This is a genomic window from Pseudomonas sp. R3-52-08 (assembly GCF_003851745.1).
Classification (GTDB): Bacteria; Pseudomonadota; Gammaproteobacteria; order Pseudomonadales; family Pseudomonadaceae; genus Aquipseudomonas.
Genome location: NZ_CP027730.1, coordinates 4585890 through 4604067, shown reverse-complemented (window position 1 = coordinate 4604067; position 18178 = coordinate 4585890). Strand labels below are relative to the sequence as shown.

The following is an 18178-nucleotide window of genomic DNA, read 5'->3' as shown; positions in this document are numbered from 1 at the left end:
ACACTCAGTAAGTGATGGGGATTTCAAAGACCTGGAACGCATCATCCACCGGTTGGTAACCCAACACACGTGTGGTTTCGCTCAGGTCCAGGCGCTTGAAGCGATTATTGGAAATACCATGGGCGACCAAGTGTTTCACATCGCGGGTGTCCACTGCGCACTGCAGCAGTTGCACCGCATCGCGCGGGCTGAGCCACGCGCTGAGGTCGCGGGCGTTGTTCAGGTCGGCGTGCTGGGGAAACTCAAACGCGCCAATGCGCACGGCGATGGTGGAGAGCGGGGTTTTGGCCGCGTAATAGCCACACAGCGCTTCACCGTAGCATTTGGTCACGCCATACAGGTTGGCGGGCATCACTTGCATGTCGGGGGTGATCTCACGGTCTACTGGATAACCTTCGACAGCTTGCGCGCTGCTGGCATATACCAGGCGTTGCACGCCAGCGGCCACGGCGGCCTCGAACAGGTAAGTTGTGGCGAGGATATTATTGGGCAGCAGCTCCTCGAACGACGCATCGGGGTCCGGGATACCCGAGAGGTGTACAACCACCTCGATGTTTTCGAGCAGGCTGGCGAGGACGGATTTGTCGCTCAGGTCAGCGTGCACAAAGCGGTGTTCGCCGAGCGCGAAATCCGGCTCGACACGGTCGGTCAGGGTGAAGCGGTAGCGGTCTTTCGACGCCTCGAAAAAGGTCCTGCCGATTTTGCCGCAGGCGCCGGTCAGCAGTACGTTGAGTCCGTTCATGGTGTGTCCTTGTTTAATTATGGCCGTCGAGCGCGAAGGTCTTGAAGCCTGCATGCTGCCCGCCGAGTCGTTGGTAATACGCCGCGATGGCGGGGTAGGGCGGACGCTCCATGGGCGTCACTTGCCAGCGGTGTACCGAGAGGCCGATCAGGATATCGGCGAGGGTGAATTCATCGCCCGCTACGTAAGCGCCAGTCTTGGCCAACTGTTGTTCCAGAATGCCCATCACGCTGTTCCAGCGTTGCACTGCGGCGGCAATCTGTGTTGCGTCCAGGCCGTCGGGATTGTTACGCACCAGCGCGGTGAACGCATCGCCCCAGGCACGGTTGAGTTCGACCGCTTGCCAGTCGATCCATTGTTCGACGCGCGCCCGTGGCGCGGGCTCGACGGGCAGCAGGTCAGTGCGTTGATAGAGGCCGACCAGGTAGCGGCAGATGGTGTTGGACTCCCACAGCACGCCATGGTCGTCGATCAGCACCGGCACCTGGGCATTGGGGTTCAAGGCGAGAAATTCGGGGGATTGGGTGGGCTTGAAGCCGATGCCCCAGTCTTCACGCACGTAGTCGATACCCAGTTCCTGGCAGGTCCACAGTACTTTTCGTACGTTAATGGAGGAGGCGCGGCCCAAGATTTTCAGTGAATGTCCCATGGTGCTTCCCTGCGCTCGTGAATGGCAGAGGCAATTTAACAGACGTTTGGTGACGATAGCGAGGTAGTGCCGTCAGCAAGAAAAGGCGAGCAATTGCCCGTTTACGGCAATGTCGCCTTAACATGGGAAGAGGTTCAGCGGGGATGGGCCATTTGTTGCATTTATAATTCAGATATCGTGCAGTCAATTTAGTCATGAATAGCAGTGCTCTTACTCACTGCCCGCCCTTGTCGCATGAAACCGAAGGAATTAAACAACATTATCTCAGGCACCCGGTCCGGTCAGTGTGAAGACGCCGTTCTCGAACGTCACGGGTTGTTGGTCGGGTGTCCTCGTTGACGTGAATGCGAACGTTGCGTCTATCTCAAGCTTTTCAAAATCAACGCTCTTCAGTAAAAATTCCCCTTTCTCGGGATAGTAATTCCATCCAAAACGTTCATGTTCGTGGTAGTAATAACCGTACACGTCTGACTCGGGTTTAAACTCATAAGTGCCTGGCACAATGGTTTTTTTCAGCGAGATAAAAAACATGCGCCCACCTGCTTTTCTATCAAATGCCGTGACGCCATAGTGGGTCGCGGTTGAGTCGAAAAAATCTACGCTATCTGACGTGAATGGAGCAGCTATAAGTGAGACGTTGCAACTCACTACGCCTTGGGCAAGTGACCTTTTCTGTGTTTTTAATGTGTGCATGACGAAGTCCTTTTTAGTAGCGGTTTGTGGAGCACAATGCAGCCAACAACTCACTTATAGGACATCGTCAAACACTTGCCTACTGTCAAGGTTGACAGGTAGGGGGAGGCGTTCGGGTCGCTTTTTCGACGAGCGTACAGAGAGAAAAATTGCCCCCCCTTCACAGTTAAGCCAACGGTGTGTGCTGGTCCATGGCCTTGCCCACCAGCAAGACGCTCAGCTCGCTCAATTGGTGGATAGCCAGGGCTACGTCGCGTTGCTTGCCAGTGAGGTCATTGGACAGGTCGAGCAGCAAGGTGCTGACGGAGCACACGGTTTCGTAGCTGTTGATCAGCAGGGTTTCGGTAGAAATATCGGGGAAGACGGTGAAGAGGGTGTTTGGCGGCGTGTCGATTTCTTTGAACATTACAATGCTCCTGGTTCAGGAGGTCCAAAAATGGGCTACTAAACCCGATCACCGAGGAATTCAGCGACCGGCAAACCTTAGAGACCGCCACCCCGTAAAACAAGCCGGCGGATTCTGACGTAACCGTAGGTAATGGAGCAAGGCACTTGGCGTGATGTCAGTCGCTTCCTACAGGCATCCTACGTGCGCGTGATCGTTCCTACGCCCTGCTTGGCACAGATCATGTGACCGCCTTAAGAACAACGACATCCGGGCATAGAAAATCAATGTGATAGCCATTAGTACCATCGCCAATAGCCACATGAACGCCACTGACGCCCTCGTTCATCTGAGAGTTAATGCTGAAATCTATAATGGGTGTAATCGCCTGATTTACGCCTGTGGCGAACTCGGTGAGGTGTGCTCCTCTTTTTCCCGCCGCGCGTTTAATCAGGTCGGCATAATCTCGGTTGTCTACCGTGAATGACCTGACCTTATTGCCTTCGACCTTCAGGCTGGCCTGTTTTGAAGCAACTTCACCAATCAGTGTAGTGAGTGAGTTTGTGATGTCAGGAGGCGCGCTTTGCGCTTTTCTCAGAACGGTTAGAATTCCACTCACTCGGAACTCTCCATTGACAGTGAAAGGGCAAGCCGTTTGGGGCTGCATATGAGCAAGGTGGACTTCGAAAAACTCGGCGGCTGAGTGAACGAAGTTATCCTTTAAATCTCCGTCAAGCATTGCATAGGGCACCGCGCTGGATAAAACGTTTACAGTCGATTGGGTTGAAGGTCCTGTCAGGGCAAGGGGGGACTTACAGTTAATCAGTTCTAAGGCTTTTTGCTGCTCCTTGAGCGCTTGTGTAATGTCGCTTTTTAGAAAGCACTCTAAGCTATATAGTGCATTGTTGATTGTGTTTTCAAAAACATGTATAGGGAAAAATACACAGCGTTTTTTATCGGTGAGCCTAGCTAGGTCAAATGTCTTTTTTGCAGCGCAGTCACTAAACGAAAACACCAGGCTATTTTGATCCAGTGACTGAGCTTGCATAATATTTTTTGTCGTAAAGTGCTGAAGACTACAGTACTCAAGAAACTGGGGTGAGTCGGAAGTGATCACAAGGTTTCCCTTGTCCAGCACTGTGGTTTTGGGCGCTATCATAGGGTGGGCTCCTACTTTCGAAGGCGCCAAAGCCTAAGCCTTGGCGCTTCAGTGCTTCAATTAAGGCCACGACAGCGGTGGCCAGGTAAACGCTTCTGAATCAGGCGTTTTTCGATTGAGCTGTTGTTCGTTCGATTGATCTAAGGTTTTCATTTTGCCTCCTATCTTATTGATCCGGTTCTGTTTGTAAGCACCCCGTTGGGCGGGGTGAAAACATTAGCTCTCCAAAGGGGGCAGATTGAAAGTATTGAATGATGGTTTTTATATGTATTTATTTTAAGTCAGAGGTTTTTATGATTTTTTACGAAGTCTGTAAGTAACGTCTGTACGTAGCATCTGAAAATATAGTTTCTCGTGTCTGGCTGTTGCGCTCGTAAAGTTTCAAGGCGTAGTTTTTGTACTTCTGGCTTTTACGGTGCAGGAGATGCAGATATGTATCCAAGCAGAAAAGTTATAAGTGCCGCCGAACTGAAACGAGCCCTGACATTAGAGGATCTAACCGACCTCAACCTCGAGCCGCACGCAGTGCGACTATTGCTTGATCAAATTCTCCAAGGCCTGACCTCACGTCATTGGCCTGACCCTCAGTGGCTGGAAGGGCCGCGTGTGGTTTCGGCCCACGATAACTACGGCCTGCTCGGCTACGACACCCGCGAAATTACCCTGGGCAGTGCCCACACCCGGTGGGTTGATGACATCAGCCTGCTGCGTACTCAAACCACCAGTTTGATTCCGGCAGCGTTACAGCGGGCCAGTGAAAACCGCCGGCCTGGGCAGATGAGGCTGTTGGCGGCGCCCGGCATGACATTTCGACGTGATAGCCGTGATCGCTGGCATTGCGCGGAACCGCATCAAATGGACCTGTGGGTATTGGGCGAGCCGCAGCTTGCTGAGCGGGACCAGCTACTGCGCCTGGTGGGAGACATCCTGGACATTGCGGTGCCCGCCATGGAATGGGTGTTCTCGGACAGCCCCCACCATTACACCGAAGGTGGTATCGAGGTGAACTTGATCCTTGATGGAGAACCGATCGAGGTGTTGGAGTGCGGGTGCATCGCCCGGTCGTTACTTGAACGCTTGAATATCGATCCGCACCACCACGGCGGCCTGGCTTTGGGGATGGGCCTGGATCGTTTGACCATGCTGCGCAAGGGCATTCCGGATATTCGACTCCTGCGTGATACCCATCCCCGCGTCAGGGCGCAAATGTTCGACTTGAAGCCGTGGCAGCCGATTTCTCGATTGCCTTCGATTACCCGAGACATTTCTCTTGCGGTGACGCCGGGGCAAAGCGAAGAAGTTATCACTGAGAAGATGCTGCTCGCCGCAGGTGAGGACGCAGCGTGGGTGGAAGAAATGCAGATCAAGGGGCGCTGGTCTCGAGATGAGTTGCCAGCGCAAGCAATCGCTCGCCTGGGGTTGTTGCCTGGGCAAGAGAACATCCTGCTTCGTATCGTGTTACGCGATTGCTCGCGATCCATCGGTTCGCGGGAGGCCAACGCGCTATACGAGCGTATCCAGGCAGCGTTGCACGAAGGCGCAGAGGGCGGCGGCTACAGGCTTCCTCCGTCCGACTAAGCGCGAGCCTTCACGTACTCTCCCGCACCTGCAACTCAAACCCCATATCCACCACCGGCTTGGCGATCTTGTTACCCGCCATGATCATCAGCAAGTGCTCCGCCGCACGCCGGCCGATGGCTTCGCGGGGCGTGCTGATGCTGCTCAGGCGCGGCACCATGAAGGAGGATGCGGGCAGGTCGTTAAAACCCAGCACCGCGACGCGTTGCGGCACGTTGATGCCATGGCGCATGGCTTCCAACAGTGCACCTTGGGCCAGGTCGTCGTTGCCGAAGAAGATCGCATCCACATCGGGATGAGCCGCCAGCAGCTGTAAAAACAGTTCGCCACCCAGGCCGACCGACGAAGGGCGCGGGGTCAGCAATTCCAGCGCCGGGTCGTACAGGCCGGCGTTTTGCAGTGCTCGGCGGAAACCTTCGCCACGCAGCAACGTGCGTTGATCCAGTTGCGCGCCGATGTAAGCCAAGCGTTTGTACCCACGGGAGAGCAGATGCGCCGCTGCCGTTTCCCCGGCGGCCAACTGCGAGAAGCCTACGCAGTTCACGCCGGCATTCGGGTCCAGGTCCATCATATATACGCAGGGCACGTTGCTGGCCTCGACCATCCGTCGCGCGCTTTCGGTGCGGTCGAAGCCGGTCAGCAGCAGACCTCGAGGCTGGTAGGCCATGTAGTTGCGCAGCAGGTTTTCTTCTTCGTCACGGGAATAGTGGAAGTTACCGATCAGTACTTCAAAACCCTTGGGCCGCAGCACCTGGTGAATGGCTTCCAATGTTTCGATAAACAGCAGGTTGGACAAGGACGGCACCAGCACCACTACCGAATGGCTCTGGGCCGACGCCAGCGCACGGGCAGCGGGGTTGACCACGTAGTTGAGTTCGGCGGCGGCTTGCTGGACTTTTTCCACCAGTTCGGCGGCGACGGTGCTGATACCGCGCAGGGCGCGGGAGGCGGTGATCGGGCTGACGCCGGCCAGACGGGCAACTTCATTCAAGGTGGGGCGACCGGTGGTGCGGGTATTTTTATCGTTCTTGGAGGTCATCAGGCGGCTTGCCAAACAAAAATCGAGGCACTAAGGTAGCGCTGTCTCCAAACGGCTGCAAATGCTTGAACGTTGGGTTGCCTGATCCCGTTCAAATGATTGGAGCGGATGCACGCGTCACTCCATAAAAAAAGACAAGACGGCGCGGGAAAAGCCTGTTTTTGCACTAGCCTTACAGCGTGCAAAGGTAGCGCTATCTGCGTCCTGAGGTGTTTATGAGTCAACCTGTTACTGCCCTGGTCATCATGGGTGTTGCCGGCTGTGGCAAAACCAGCGTCAGCGAGGCCCTGTGCCGTCTGAACGGCGCCACCGCCATTGAAGGCGACAGCTTTCACCCCGCCGCGAACATCGAAAAGATGAGCGCCGGCCACCCCCTCAACGACGACGACCGCGCCGGCTGGCTCGACATCCTCTGCGATGAACTGCGCCGTTCGCTCAAGGCCGGGGAGCATCCGGTGCTCACCTGTTCGGCCCTGAAAAAGAAATACCGCGACCACCTGCGCGAAGCCGCGCCGGGCCTGGGCTTTGTATTCCTGGAGCTGACCCGTGAGGTAGCCGCCGACCGCGTGTCCCATCGCCCGGGCCATTTCATGCCGGCCAGCCTGATCGACAGCCAGTTCGCCACTCTTGAATCGCCCAAGGGCGAGCCGCTGACCCTGGCCCTCAACGCCAGCGAAGACAGCGTCGAGGAGCTGGCCGAGCAGACCAACGCCTGGTGGCTCAAGCACGGCTTTGAACCTAATCACTAATTTTTTGCCGGAAAGATAGCGCTATCCCCGGCAGGAAGTTCAACACCCGCTTTAATAACAACAACAAACAGGAGAGACCCCCCATGTTTGGCATGTCCCACGAGTCATACCTGCTGCTAGACGCAGTAGTCACTATCATCGGGTTGATCATTCTGATCACCAAGTTCAAGGTGCACCCGTTCATTGCACTGATCATCGCGGCCGGTTTCCTCGGCCTGACCTCGGGCATGCCCGTGGACAAGATCATCAAGGCGTTCCAGGACGGGTTCGGCGGTGTGCTCGGCTTTGTCGGCATCATCCTCGCGCTGGGTACCATGCTCGGCAAGATGATGGCCGAATCCGGCGGCGCCGATCAGATCGCCCAGACGTTGATCCGCGCCTTCGGCAAGGACAAGGTCCAGTGGGCCATGATGTTCGCCGCGTTCCTGGTGGGCATCCCGCTGTTCTTCGAGATCGGCTTTGTGCTGCTGATCCCGCTGGTGTTTATCGTTGCGCGCCGTACTGGCGTGTCGCTGATCAAGATTGGTATTCCGCTGCTCGCTGGCCTGTCGGCAGTGCACGGCCTGGTGCCGCCGCACCCGGGCCCGCTGCTGGCCATCGGCGTGTTTGGCGCGGATATCGGCAAGACCATCCTGTATGGCCTGATCGTCGCACTGCCAACCGCCATTATTGCCGGCCCGATCTTCGGTACGTTCATCGCCAAGTACATTCCGGGCAACCCATCCCAGGAACTGGTGGATCAACTGGCCCGCGAGACCGATAACAAATCGCTGCCAAGCTTCGGCATCACCCTGGTCACCGTGCTGCTGCCGGTGTTTTTGATGCTGCTCAAGACCTTCGCCGACATCGCGTTTGCCGAAGGCAACGTAGTGCGCAACTGGATGGACATGATCGGTCACCCGATCACCGCGCTGTTGCTGGCGTTGCTGCTGTCGCTGTACACCTTCGGCCATCGCCAGGGCATCCATTCCAAGCAGATCCTCAAACTGCTCGACGCCAGCCTTGCGCCGACCGCCGCGATCATCCTGATCATCGGCGCCGGTGGCGGCTTCAAGCAGATGCTGGTGACCAGCGGCGTGGGCGACGTGATCGGCCACATGGCGGTGAATGCGCAGATCAACCCGATCCTGCTGGCGTGGCTGGTGGCGGCGGTGATTCGTGTGGCTACAGGCTCCGCAACCGTCGCGACCATTACCGGCGCAGGCATCGTGGTGCCGGTGGTGGGCATGATTCCTGGGGTTAACCGCGAGCTGCTGGTGCTGGCGACGGGGGCGGGCTCGTTGATCCTGTCGCACGTTAACGACGCGGGGTTCTGGTTGGTGAAGCAGTACTTCAACATGACCGTGGCCGAGACATTCAAGACCTGGACGGCGATGGAGACCATTCTGTCGGTGGTGGCACTGATCTTCATCATGCTGCTGTCGTTGGTGGTGTAAGCCACACCACTCAACCAATGTGGGAGGGGGCTTGCCCCCGATAGCAGGGTGTCAGTCACTGCATGTGGTGACTGATTCACCGCCATCGGGAGCAAGCCCCCTCCCACAATTTTGACCGAGTCGGGCGCTGATCTTCGTCATGTTGCTGTCGTTGCTGGTGTAAGCCACACCACCACAGCAGATATGGGAACCCAATCCAATGTGGGAGGGGGCTTGCCCCCGATAGCAGGGTGTCAGCCACTGCATGTGGTGACTGATCCACCGCCATCGGGGGCAAGCCCCCTCCCACAATTTTGACCGAGTCGGGCGCTGATCTTCGTCATGTTGCTGTCGTTGCTGGTGTAAGCCACACCACCACAGCAGATATGGGAACCCAATCCAATGTGGGAGGGGGCTTGCCCCCGATAGCAGGGTGTCAGTCACTGCATGTGGTGACTGATTCACCGCCATCGGGGGCAAGCCCCCTCCCACAATTTTGACCGAGTCGGGCGCTGATCTTCGGCATGTTGCTGTCGTTGGCGGTCTAAGCCACACCCCGCAACAAAAGCTGGAAACCCAATCAAATGTGGGAGGGGGCTTGCCCCCGATGGCAGGGTGTCAGCCACTGCATGTGGTGACTGATTCACCACCATCGGGAGCAAGCCCCCTCCCACTTTTTGACCTAGTCAGACGCCGGGTTTTGCTACCAGCCCGTCCGCCCGGAACATCCCGCGAATCCCCCGCACCGCCTGGCGAATCCGGTCCTGGTTCTCGATCAGCGCGAAGCGCACGTGATCGTCACCATACTCACCAAAGCCAATCCCCGGCGATACACACACCTTCGCCTCCAGCAGCAGTTTCTTGGCAAACTCCAGCGAGCCCATGGCGGCATACTGCTCGGGAATCTTGGCCCAGACATACATCGACGCCTTCGGATTTTCCACCATCCAGCCCAACTCATGCAGACCCTTTACCAGCACGTTACGGCGCTGACGATACTGCTCGGCAATGTCTTTCACACACTGCTGATCGCCTTCCAGCGCCGCAATCGCGGCGACTTGCAGCGGGGTGAAGGTGCCGTAGTCGTGGTAGCTCTTGATCCGCGCCAGGGCGTTGACCAGTTCCGGGTTGCCCACCATGAAGCCGATACGCCAGCCGGCCATGTTGTAGCTCTTGGACAGGGTGAAAAACTCCACCGCGATGTCCTTGGCGCCGGGCACTTGCATGATCGACGGGGCTTTCCAGCCGTCGTAGACGATGTCGGCGTAGGCCAGGTCATGCACCACCAGCACGTCGTATTGCTTGGCCAGGGCGATCACGCGTTCGAAGAAATCCAGCTCCACGCACTGCGCGGTGGGGTTGGACGGGAAGCCGAGGATCATCATTTTCGGCTTGGGGATCGAGCCGCGAATCGCCCGCTCAAGCTCGGCGAAGAAGTCCACGCCGGGCACCAGCGGCACCGAGCGCACTTGGGCGCCGGCAATCACGGCGCCGTAGATGTGAATCGGGTAGCTGGGGTTGGGCACCAGCACGGTATCGCCCTGGTCCAGGGTGGCCAGCATCAAGTGCGCCAGGCCTTCTTTGGAACCGATGGTGACAATGGCTTCCGACTCGGGGTCGATGTCCACCTCATAACGATCTTTGTACCAACGCGAAATCGCCCGGCGCAGGCGCGGAATGCCTTTGGACGTGGAGTAGCCGTGGGTGTCTTCACGCTGGGCGACGGTGACCATTTTCTCCACGATGTGCGGGGGCGTGGCGCCGTCGGGGTTACCCATGCTCAAGTCGATGATGTCTTCGCCGCGCCGACGCGCAGCCATCTTCAGCTCGGCAGTGATATTGAACACGTAGGGGGGGAGTCGATCTATGCGCGCAAAGCGGCGCGGCGAACCTTGGTCTGCCATTGTTGCCTCGAGGTACGTAAGCGCCCGGAACCGTCCGAGCGACGTCGGCCACTGCGCTGGCCTGCGGGCAGACAATACGGTCGATGATGGCCAGTTGTCCAGATGCGTAGGAAAAATTTCCACATGGAGCGCGACGCGGATATGCCCCTATACTCGATGCGGGTTTGTTCCCTCATAAGAAGGAGACTGTTCGTATGGATCAGCAGACAAAACAACCGCTGGAGCCACGCATGGAAGCCGGCAAGGCCATGGTGATCGCCGGCGTTCAGGGGCGTTATTCGAAGGCTACCGTGGGCGATATCCCCAATCTGTGGGAGTTGTTCGACACGTGCATCAAGGACATCAAAAAGCGCGTCGGCGGCGTGACGTATGGTGTTTGCCATAACCCCAAGCACGGCGAATTCGACTACATGGCCGGTGTTGAAGTCCCGACCAAGGGCGATGTGCCGAGCAATTTCCAGTTCATCGAAATTGCGCCGCTCAATTACGCCGTGTTCACGCATTACGGGCCTGTGCGGGCGCTGGAACAGACGTACGAGCGCATCATGTTCGAATGGCTGCCGCATTCGGGCTACAAGGTGATGGGCGCGGATTTCGAGCGCTACAGTGCGGACTTTGACGGGAAGAAGGGCACCGGGACGGTGGAAATCTGGCTGCCGGTTGGACAGAAAGCCTGAGAGCCAAAACCGGGGGCGACTCAGCCCCCGAAGCTATTTTGATAACCTTGAGCGGATTGACGTATGGCGCTCGCCACCTCAGGTGCCAACCGGCAGTAGTCATCTTCGCGCTTGAGCACCATTTCAAGGGTCTGCAACAGCGCCTGGATACGCTCCTCGGGATGTTCGACTTCGCAGGTCCTGGCAAATTCGAGGATGCCCAGGCGCGAGGCGAATAACGATTTATTTCCGCCCAGGTCCAATGCCAGTGAGTCTTCCGGGATGTAAGCGGTGGTGTTCACGATGTCGTAGGCCGGTGCCAACCGCATATCTGATTTCACCGGATTGCTATAGAGCACGCCGAAATTCTTCAGATGGGCATCGCCATTACCCACGATGCAACTCAGCGCTACGCTATCGAACAATTGGTCCAGCGAACTGCGTTGATGCGCCGGGGCGCAGAACACGCGTACAGCCTTGGCTATGGCGGCGTAACTCTTGGTGTACTTTTGCTCGGCGGACAGGCCCATCAGCGCGGTCATGTCTTCGAAGCCCAGTGGGTTGAGCTGTGCGTCCCGATCGAAGCGCCGCATGATGAACAGCTTATGGTTGCGGGACAGATAAAACGGCGGTACGGGCAGGCCCGCGTCTCGGGCAATGGACATGCACAGGTATTCATTGATGGCCAACCCCGGAAACTCGTCGCGCCCGCTTTTAATGATCAGATCGTCGGTTTTCGAGGTGAATTCCTGTTCGGGCGTTTGTGGTTTTTCCGGCACCAATACTTTGGGTTGCACACCGGAAATACCTGCTCGCAGGATGTAGCGATCCACCAGCTCGACGAACAGATCTTCCGCGCCGTCCCACGCAAGAATTTCGTCGAGGTTTTCTCCGGTTGTGTGGGGGCTGTTGCGATGGATCAGCTCGTTCACCTGTTCAGAAGATACGAAAACCCGACCGATTGGCGCGCTGCTTCCCGAGAGCGCCAACAGCAACATCGGGTCGACCTTCACCGTTTTGGCGAGGCGATTGCGCAGTTGCTCCAGCACGTAGCCTTCGGGCAAATTCATCTGAAAGATAGGGTGCAGGTCCCGGCGACGGTATTCTTCCGCGCGGACGGGCATCGACAGGCTGATTGCGCTGTCGGCTTTTGCGTTATCGCTATACCGGAACAAATAGTCTTGAGCACCGACCAGCACGCTGCCGCTGTCCCCTTGAGGCGTATGAACGCGTAGCGTGGGGCTATTCATTGAACAAGTCCTCCAGTTCCTCCAGGGTCGGCAAGGTCACAGGCACCAATTTGAATTCGCTGCCCAAGGCGGCGACCACCCGAGCATAGGCATTCATCGAGACCGAGAGGCTGCCTTTTTCGATTTCGATCAGTTTTTGCCGGGTAATTCCGGCCAACTTCGCCAGATCCACCTGCTTATATCCGCGATTCAAGCGCATGGTGCGCAGCTGGACGCCGAGTCGTTGAGTAATTACAGAAGTGTCCATGTCGCGTATACATTACTTTGCTGTTGTTAAGTTATGTATACGTTACATTTTAGCGCTGTCAACACCAGCCGTACTAAACACCCATCTCAACCTGCGCTCATACCCAATCTTTCCCCTGTAAGCCTCACCGCTATCCACCCAACCGGCTGCCAGATACAACCCCATCGCCGCTTCATTGTCCGCATCCACCGACAATTCCAGCGCCTTGATCTGCGGCCACGCCTGTAGCGCCACCTCCGGCAGCGCCTGCAAACAGGCTTTGCCAAACCCACGACCCTGCTGATGCCGATCGACCTGCAACGCATGCAGCGTCGCACTGTGTTCGTCGGCCCAGTGGGGCAGGCAAGGTGGGCGTTTGAGGAGCAGGAAGGCTACCGGCCGCTCGTCGGCGAGCAGGGCGAAGCCTTTGATAGCGTCGGGGTTGGGATTGACCAGCAGGCTGTTCAGCGCGCAATAGATATCACCCGAATACGCCAGTTGTTCTGGATTGACTTCCAGTCCGTCGAGCTGCTGTTTTTGTACAGCATTCAGCGCCTGATAGGGGACGAGGCGGGTTTCCATGTGCGGCATATCCGAAATCCTACGAAGAGGGGCGGATTCTAGCGTTTTTGCCGGAGGCGACATTATTTTTGTGCGGACTGTCGATTTGCCTGCAGTGCGTTCCTGGCCGAGTCGCCCGAGCGCCTCGACAGCGCGCTTCCTCGAACAACGCCTGGCCGAACTCCAAGCCCATCAACAGTGACTCACTCAAGCATCTTGCCCAGCAACCAACTGCCCGCCGGCCCCGGTGGGTTCTGTCGCGACCACACCGCATCCACCGCCACCGAGCGGGGCCAGCTGCGCACCTTGAGTTCGACCAATTGCCCACCGCCAAAACGCTCCACCAGCCAGCGCGGGATCGGAGCCCAGCCGAAGCCCAGTTGCGCCATCTCCATCAACATCAGGTAACTGGGGGCCGACCATACGCGCTGGGTGCCGCGGTTTTCATTGGGATTGATGATGCTCGCCAAGCGCAACTCCCGGTGCAGCTGCAGCGTCTGCGGGTGAACCTTGGCCAGGCATGCCAACGGGTGTTTACGCGAAACGAACAGGGCGATTTCGGTACGTTCTTCAACGGGGGCAAACGTCAGGTCCGGCGGGTAAACCTCCTGCTGTTCGATAAACGCGATGTGTGTGCGGCCACTTTGCACCAAGGCGATCAAGTCTTCGCATTCAGCGATCAGGCATTCCAACTCAAGGTCCGGGTAGCGTTGTTCAAAGGCGCTGAGGGCAACCTCGAAGTGGTCGGACTGGTAGGTATCGGACATGGCGATACTCAGCTTCGGCTCCAGCCCCTGGGCCAATTGGCTCGCCGCCAGCTCCAGCCGGCTGCTGGCCTCCAGCACCTGCTCCGCACGCTGCAGCAACACCTGGCCGGCCGGGGTCAGCGTCGGTTTGCGGCTGCTGCGATCGAACAGCACCACATCCAGATCAATCTCCAGGCTCGCCACCGCCGCACTGATGGTGGACTGACTCTTGCCCAGCTTACGCGCCGCCCCGGAAAACGAGCCTTGGGTCGCCGCCTGGACAAACGCCTGGAGCACTTCATGGGACGCCATGAGTATCGCCTTGATCGATGGTTATTAGTTATGAAGTATCGGCTCTAGGGGTAATCATCGCAACCATCGTCCTTCACGGAGCCGGGTCATGAACCCTACCAAATCGATGACTGAACGCGTTCTCCAAGCCTTGGGTTTTGAGGGTTTGGCTTTGTTGATCTGTACGCCCTTGCTGGTCTGGGTGACCGGCCGACCGGCCCTGGAAATGGGCGCGGTGACCCTGGGCATCAGCTTGCTGGCGCTGAGCTGGAACGTCATTTTCAACAGCTTCTTCGACCGCCTTAAAGTGCGCCTGCAACTGCCCAGCGGCGGCTGGACGCGGGTGCTGCACGCGCTGCTGTTCGAAGGTGGCTTGATCCTGCTGGCGGTGCCATTGATTGCCGCCTTGATGAAGATCAGCCTGTTGGAAGCCTTCATCCTCGACATCGGGGTGCTGCTGTTCTTCCTGCCGTACACCTACGTCTATCACTGGGGCTATGACGTGATACGCGAAAGGGTTGCCAGCAAGACCCCGATTTCCCTGTGAGCGCCAGGCGCCTACAGGAACATGCCGCCGGAAGCCTCAATGCGCTGGCCGGTGATCCATTGACTGCCATCGGCCAGCAGCAGCGCGATGGCGCCGCCAATGTCGTCGGGTAAACCGGCGCGGCCCAGGGCGGTGTTGTTGGCGACCATGGCATTGATGTCAGCGTTGTCGCGCACCGCACCACCGCCGAAGTCGGTTTCAATCGCGCCAGGGGCTAGGATATTGACGCTGATGCCACGTGCGCCCAGTTCCTTGGCCTGGTAGCGGGTCAGCACTTCCATCGCGCCTTTCATGGCCGCGTAGGCGGCGTAGCCCGGCAGGCTGAAACGCGCCAGGCCGCTGGACACATTGAGAATGCGCCCACCGTCGCGAATCAACGGCAACAGCTTCTGTGTCAGAAAAAACGGTCCCTTGAAATGAATCGCCACCAGGTGGTCGAACTGGGCTTCGGTGGTTTCGGCAAAGCTTGCATGCAGGCCGATGCCGGCATTGTTGATCAGAAAATCAAAGTGGTTCTGTGCGAAAACATCCTTGAGCGCGCCGGTAACTTCAGCGACGAACCCTGCGAACGTCGCGCTCTGGCTCACGTCCAGTTGCAACATGGCGGCGCGGCCGCCCAGTTGTTCGATCTGCGCCACTAACGCCTGGGCCTCATCGGCCTTGCTGTGGTAGGTACCGATGATATCGACGCCCTGGGCTGCCAGATGCAATGCAGCGCTTTTGCCCAAGCCGCGGCTGGCGCCGGTGATCAGTGCGATTTTACGTGGGGTCATGCTGCAGTCCTCTGAAGTGATGGTGGGACTGAGTGTATTTGTACGCCGGCAACGTGATAAACATGGCTATATCGGAATCACTGGTCGGGCAAGGCGAACAATCCCATGAATAAACTGGAGCTGCTGCGCACGTTCGTGCGTGTCACCGAACTGTCGAGTTTCACCCAGGCTGGCGAGAGCCTTGGCCTGCCGCGCTCCACCGTGTCCGAGCAGGTGCGGGCACTGGAGGAACTGCTCGGTGCGCGCCTGTTGCAACGCACCACGCGCAGGGTGCAGGCCACCCAGGACGGTCGGGTGTTGTATGAGCGCAGCAAGGATTTGCTGGCGCATATGGAGGAACTGGAAGGGCTGTTCCGACAGGACGAAACACAATTGGCCGGCAGCATCCGGGTGGACATGCCCAACGCGATGGCGCGCACCTTGATCGTGCCCAACTTGCCCCCGTTCATGGAGCGGCATCCGCTGATCGACATGCAGATCAGCAGCTCGGACCGCCAGGTGGACCTGATCGCCGAAGGCTTCGACTGTGTCGTGCGCGTGGGCGCCCAGCCCGATCAAAGCGTGGTGGCGCGGCGGGTGTGCAGCCTGCCCATGGTCAACTGCGTGAGCGCGGCGTATGTGCAGCGCTACGGCAGGCCCGAAACCCTGGCGGACCTTGAGCACCATCAACTGGTGCATTACGTAAGGCCGCTGGGCGCACGCTCGGCGGGGTTCGAGTACGTGCAAGGCGGCAAGGTGCAGCGGCTGCCGATGGCCGGGCGCGTGACCGTCAACAGCACCGATGCGTACCAGGCGGCGTGCCTGGGGGGCTTTGGCATCATTCAAGTGCCACGCCTGGGCATCTGCGAATTGTTGGGCAGCGGCGAGCTGGTGGCGGTGCTGCCGGATTACCCCGCGCCGCCGCTGGACGTGTCGTTGCTCTACGCCGGCCAGCGGCATTTGCCCTTGCGCGTGCGGGTGTTCATGGAGTGGCTGGCGGCCACGCTGCACGCGCATCTCTAGAGGCGAACGTGGCTCAGAACAGTTGCGTGAACAGCCAGTAAAGGCTGCCCGACAACACAATCGCCGCCGGCAACGTCAACACCCAGGCCATCAACAAATTGCGGATGGTGCGCATCTGCAAGCCGCCGCCGTTGGCCACCATGGTTCCCGCCACACCCGATGACAGTACGTGGGTGGTCGACACCGGCAAACCGAACATGTCCGCCGCGCCGATGGTCAGCATCGCCACGGTTTCGGCCGAGGCGCCTTGGGCGTAGGTCAGATGGGTCTTGCCGATCTTCTCGCCCACCGTCACCACGATGCGCTTCCAGCCAACCATGGTGCCAAGCCCCAGGGCGATGGCCACTGCGATCTTGACCCACAGCGGGATAAACCGCGTGGCGCTGTCGATCTGTTGCTTGAACAGCTGCAGCTTGTCTTGGGTGTCGGCGTCGAAACCGCCGACCTTGCCCTTGTCCATCAAGCGAATGGTTTCGCTGGTCAGGTACATGTCGTTACGCACGTTGCCCACCGCTTCAGCCGGTACGGCGGCCAGGGAGCCATAGCCTTTGACCTCGGCACCGATGTGGCCGGTGATGGCGGCGAGGGCGGGCACCAATTCCGGGGTGGCTTCCTTGGTGCGCACATAGGTCGACAAGGTTGCGCGGGAGTCGGCGGGTGCCGGCTGCGGCACCGCCTTCACCAATGCAGCCTGGGTTACCTCGGCGACTGCCGCGAATTGCAGCGACTGGTCGGCGGGCATGGTGCGGTTCAGCGCGTAGGCCATCGGCAGGGTGCCCACCAGGATCAGCATGATCAGGCCCATGCCTTTTTGCCCATCGTTGGAGCCGTGGGCGAACGACACACCGGTGCAGGTGACGATCAGCATGCCGCGAATCCACCAGGGCGGCGGGGTATCGCCTTGGGGCGCTTTATACAGCGAGCGGTTTTTCACGAAGGCGCGCAGGGCCAGCAACAGCAAGGCGGCAAACGCGAAGCCGATCAGCGGCGACAACAGCAAGGCGTAGCCGATTTTGGTGGCCTGGCTCCAGTCGACACCGCTGGTGCCGTCGCGGCCATGCATCAAGGCATTCGCCACGCCCACGCCAATGATCGAACCGATCAGGGTGTGGGACGACGACGCCGGTAAACCCAGCCACCAGGTGCCGAGGTTCCACAGGATCGCGGCGATCAGCAGGGCAAAGATCATGGCGAAGCCGGCCGATGAACCCACCTGCAGGATCAGCTCGACCGGCAGCAGGGCGATGATGCCGAACGCCACCGCACCGCTGGAAAGCAGCACGCCGAGAAAGTTGAAAAAGCCCGACCACACCACCGCGAAATGCGGTGGCAGCGAATTGGTGTAGATCACCGTCGCCACCGCGTTGGCGGTGTCGTGAAAGCCGTTGACGAATTCGAAGCCCAGGGCGATCAACAGCGCTACGCCGAGCAGCAGGAACGGCGTCCAGGTGGTAACCACCGTGCCCAGTTCGTGCATGTCATGCATCAGGCTATAGGCGGTGAACAACAGGCCCATGGCGAGTACGGCGAAGAACATGATCACCGTCACCAGGCCGGGCTTGGTGTCCAGGCGGGGTGTGGAGGTGGTGGGTGAGGCGTGGGGCGAGGCAGTCAGGGAAGGGGTGGCCATGCCGGAGCATCCAGTGTGATGAGGATGTCGCCCATGATCATTGCAGAATGTTACAAAGATGCTGCGGCAGGTCAGTGTTTAAGGGATATGCGGGTGCCGCTGGTCTATTAGGCACCGCCAAAACCGCGCACGGGGGACGCAGAGCGTCACGGGCTGAATTCCCACGCGGGAGCGTGGGAACGA

At 58.6% G+C, this 18178-nt stretch carries 19 protein-coding genes; 6 read left to right on the top strand and 13 right to left on the bottom strand.

Annotated elements, in window-relative coordinates:
* Positions 1-4: 4 nt before the first annotated feature.
* The 5 genes from C4J91_RS21175 to C4J91_RS21155 all read right to left on the bottom strand — a co-directional run bounded on the left by C4J91_RS21175 (position 5) and on the right by C4J91_RS21155 (position 3628).
* Complete coding sequence (locus tag C4J91_RS21175; protein ID WP_124364100.1) at positions 5-742, bottom strand: NAD(P)-dependent oxidoreductase; 738 nt, start codon at positions 740-742, stop codon at positions 5-7.
* A gap of 13 nt (positions 743-755) precedes the next feature.
* Positions 756-1391: a glutathione S-transferase family protein gene (locus tag C4J91_RS21170; protein WP_124364099.1), complete on the bottom strand. Its 636-nt coding sequence runs from the start codon at positions 1389-1391 to the stop codon at positions 756-758.
* Positions 1392-1655: 264 nt separating this feature from the next.
* The gene (locus C4J91_RS21165) at positions 1656-2084 is read right to left on the bottom strand and encodes a DUF6252 family protein (protein ID WP_124364098.1); all 429 of its coding nucleotides are present in this window, start codon (positions 2082-2084) and stop codon (positions 1656-1658) included.
* Positions 2085-2250: 166 nt separating this feature from the next.
* The gene (locus tag C4J91_RS21160; protein WP_124364097.1) at positions 2251-2490 is read right to left on the bottom strand and encodes a DUF6124 family protein; all 240 of its coding nucleotides are present in this window, start codon (positions 2488-2490) and stop codon (positions 2251-2253) included.
* Between the two features lie 220 nt (positions 2491-2710).
* Complete coding sequence (locus C4J91_RS21155; protein WP_124364096.1) at positions 2711-3628, bottom strand: hypothetical protein; 918 nt, start codon at positions 3626-3628, stop codon at positions 2711-2713.
* Positions 3629-4060: 432 nt separating this feature from the next.
* On the opposite strand from C4J91_RS21155, the gene C4J91_RS21150 reads away from it, so the two are divergent.
* Positions 4061-5206: a hypothetical protein gene (locus C4J91_RS21150; RefSeq protein WP_124364095.1), complete on the top strand. Its 1146-nt coding sequence runs from the start codon at positions 4061-4063 to the stop codon at positions 5204-5206.
* Positions 5207-5216: 10 nt separating this feature from the next.
* Here the strand turns inward: C4J91_RS21150 and C4J91_RS21145 are convergent, their stop codons facing one another.
* Positions 5217-6248 (bottom strand): LacI family DNA-binding transcriptional regulator, encoded by a 1032-nt coding sequence (locus C4J91_RS21145; RefSeq protein ID WP_164484594.1) that lies wholly within the window; start codon positions 6246-6248, stop codon positions 5217-5219.
* A gap of 212 nt (positions 6249-6460) precedes the next feature.
* Between C4J91_RS21145 and C4J91_RS21140 the strand changes: the two genes are divergently transcribed.
* Together C4J91_RS21140 and C4J91_RS21135 are read left to right on the top strand one after the other, a co-directional pair.
* On the top strand, positions 6461-6994 hold the full coding sequence (locus tag C4J91_RS21140) for a gluconokinase (RefSeq protein ID WP_124364093.1): 534 nt from the start codon (positions 6461-6463) through the stop codon (positions 6992-6994).
* Positions 6995-7077: 83 nt separating this feature from the next.
* The gene (locus C4J91_RS21135) at positions 7078-8430 is read left to right on the top strand and encodes a GntP family permease (protein WP_124364092.1); all 1353 of its coding nucleotides are present in this window, start codon (positions 7078-7080) and stop codon (positions 8428-8430) included.
* A gap of 665 nt (positions 8431-9095) precedes the next feature.
* Here the strand turns inward: C4J91_RS21135 and alaC are convergent.
* The gene (alaC, locus tag C4J91_RS21130; RefSeq protein ID WP_124364091.1) at positions 9096-10313 is read right to left on the bottom strand and encodes an alanine transaminase; all 1218 of its coding nucleotides are present in this window, start codon (positions 10311-10313) and stop codon (positions 9096-9098) included.
* 194 nt (positions 10314-10507) lie between these two features.
* Here alaC and C4J91_RS21125 point away from each other — a divergent pair, with 194 nt between their 5' ends.
* Positions 10508-10990 (top strand): GyrI-like domain-containing protein, encoded by a 483-nt coding sequence (locus tag C4J91_RS21125; protein ID WP_124364090.1) that lies wholly within the window; start codon positions 10508-10510, stop codon positions 10988-10990.
* A 20-nt stretch (positions 10991-11010) separates the two neighbouring features.
* Here C4J91_RS21125 and C4J91_RS21120 read toward each other — a convergent pair whose 3' ends face one another.
* The 4 genes from C4J91_RS21120 to C4J91_RS21105 form a co-directional block, all read right to left on the bottom strand.
* Positions 11011-12219, bottom strand: a complete 1209-nt coding sequence (locus tag C4J91_RS21120) for a type II toxin-antitoxin system HipA family toxin (protein ID WP_124364089.1) — start codon at positions 12217-12219, stop codon at positions 11011-11013.
* Positions 12212-12466: a helix-turn-helix domain-containing protein gene (locus C4J91_RS21115; protein ID WP_124364088.1), complete on the bottom strand. Its 255-nt coding sequence runs from the start codon at positions 12464-12466 to the stop codon at positions 12212-12214. Before C4J91_RS21115 ends, C4J91_RS21120 begins: the two co-directional genes overlap by 8 nt.
* Positions 12467-12508: 42 nt before the next feature.
* Positions 12509-13027: an N-acetyltransferase gene (locus C4J91_RS21110; RefSeq protein ID WP_124364087.1), complete on the bottom strand. Its 519-nt coding sequence runs from the start codon at positions 13025-13027 to the stop codon at positions 12509-12511.
* Between the two features lie 182 nt (positions 13028-13209).
* The gene (locus C4J91_RS21105; RefSeq protein WP_124364086.1) at positions 13210-14064 is read right to left on the bottom strand and encodes a LysR family transcriptional regulator; all 855 of its coding nucleotides are present in this window, start codon (positions 14062-14064) and stop codon (positions 13210-13212) included.
* A gap of 88 nt (positions 14065-14152) precedes the next feature.
* Between C4J91_RS21105 and C4J91_RS21100 the strand changes: the two genes are divergently transcribed.
* On the top strand, positions 14153-14590 hold the full coding sequence (locus C4J91_RS21100; protein WP_124364085.1) for a multidrug/biocide efflux PACE transporter: 438 nt from the start codon (positions 14153-14155) through the stop codon (positions 14588-14590).
* Between the two features lie 11 nt (positions 14591-14601).
* Here the strand turns inward: C4J91_RS21100 and C4J91_RS21095 are convergent, their stop codons facing one another.
* A complete protein-coding gene (locus C4J91_RS21095) occupies positions 14602-15363 on the bottom strand; it encodes an SDR family NAD(P)-dependent oxidoreductase (RefSeq protein ID WP_124364084.1) in 762 nt (253 codons plus the stop codon).
* 105 nt (positions 15364-15468) lie between these two features.
* Between C4J91_RS21095 and C4J91_RS21090 the strand changes: the two genes are divergently transcribed.
* Positions 15469-16365, top strand: a complete 897-nt coding sequence (locus C4J91_RS21090) for a LysR family transcriptional regulator (protein WP_124364083.1) — start codon at positions 15469-15471, stop codon at positions 16363-16365.
* A gap of 13 nt (positions 16366-16378) precedes the next feature.
* Here C4J91_RS21090 and C4J91_RS21085 read toward each other — a convergent pair whose 3' ends face one another.
* Positions 16379-17995 (bottom strand): inorganic phosphate transporter, encoded by a 1617-nt coding sequence (locus C4J91_RS21085; RefSeq protein ID WP_124364082.1) that lies wholly within the window; start codon positions 17993-17995, stop codon positions 16379-16381.
* Positions 17996-18178: the final 183 nt, after the last annotated feature.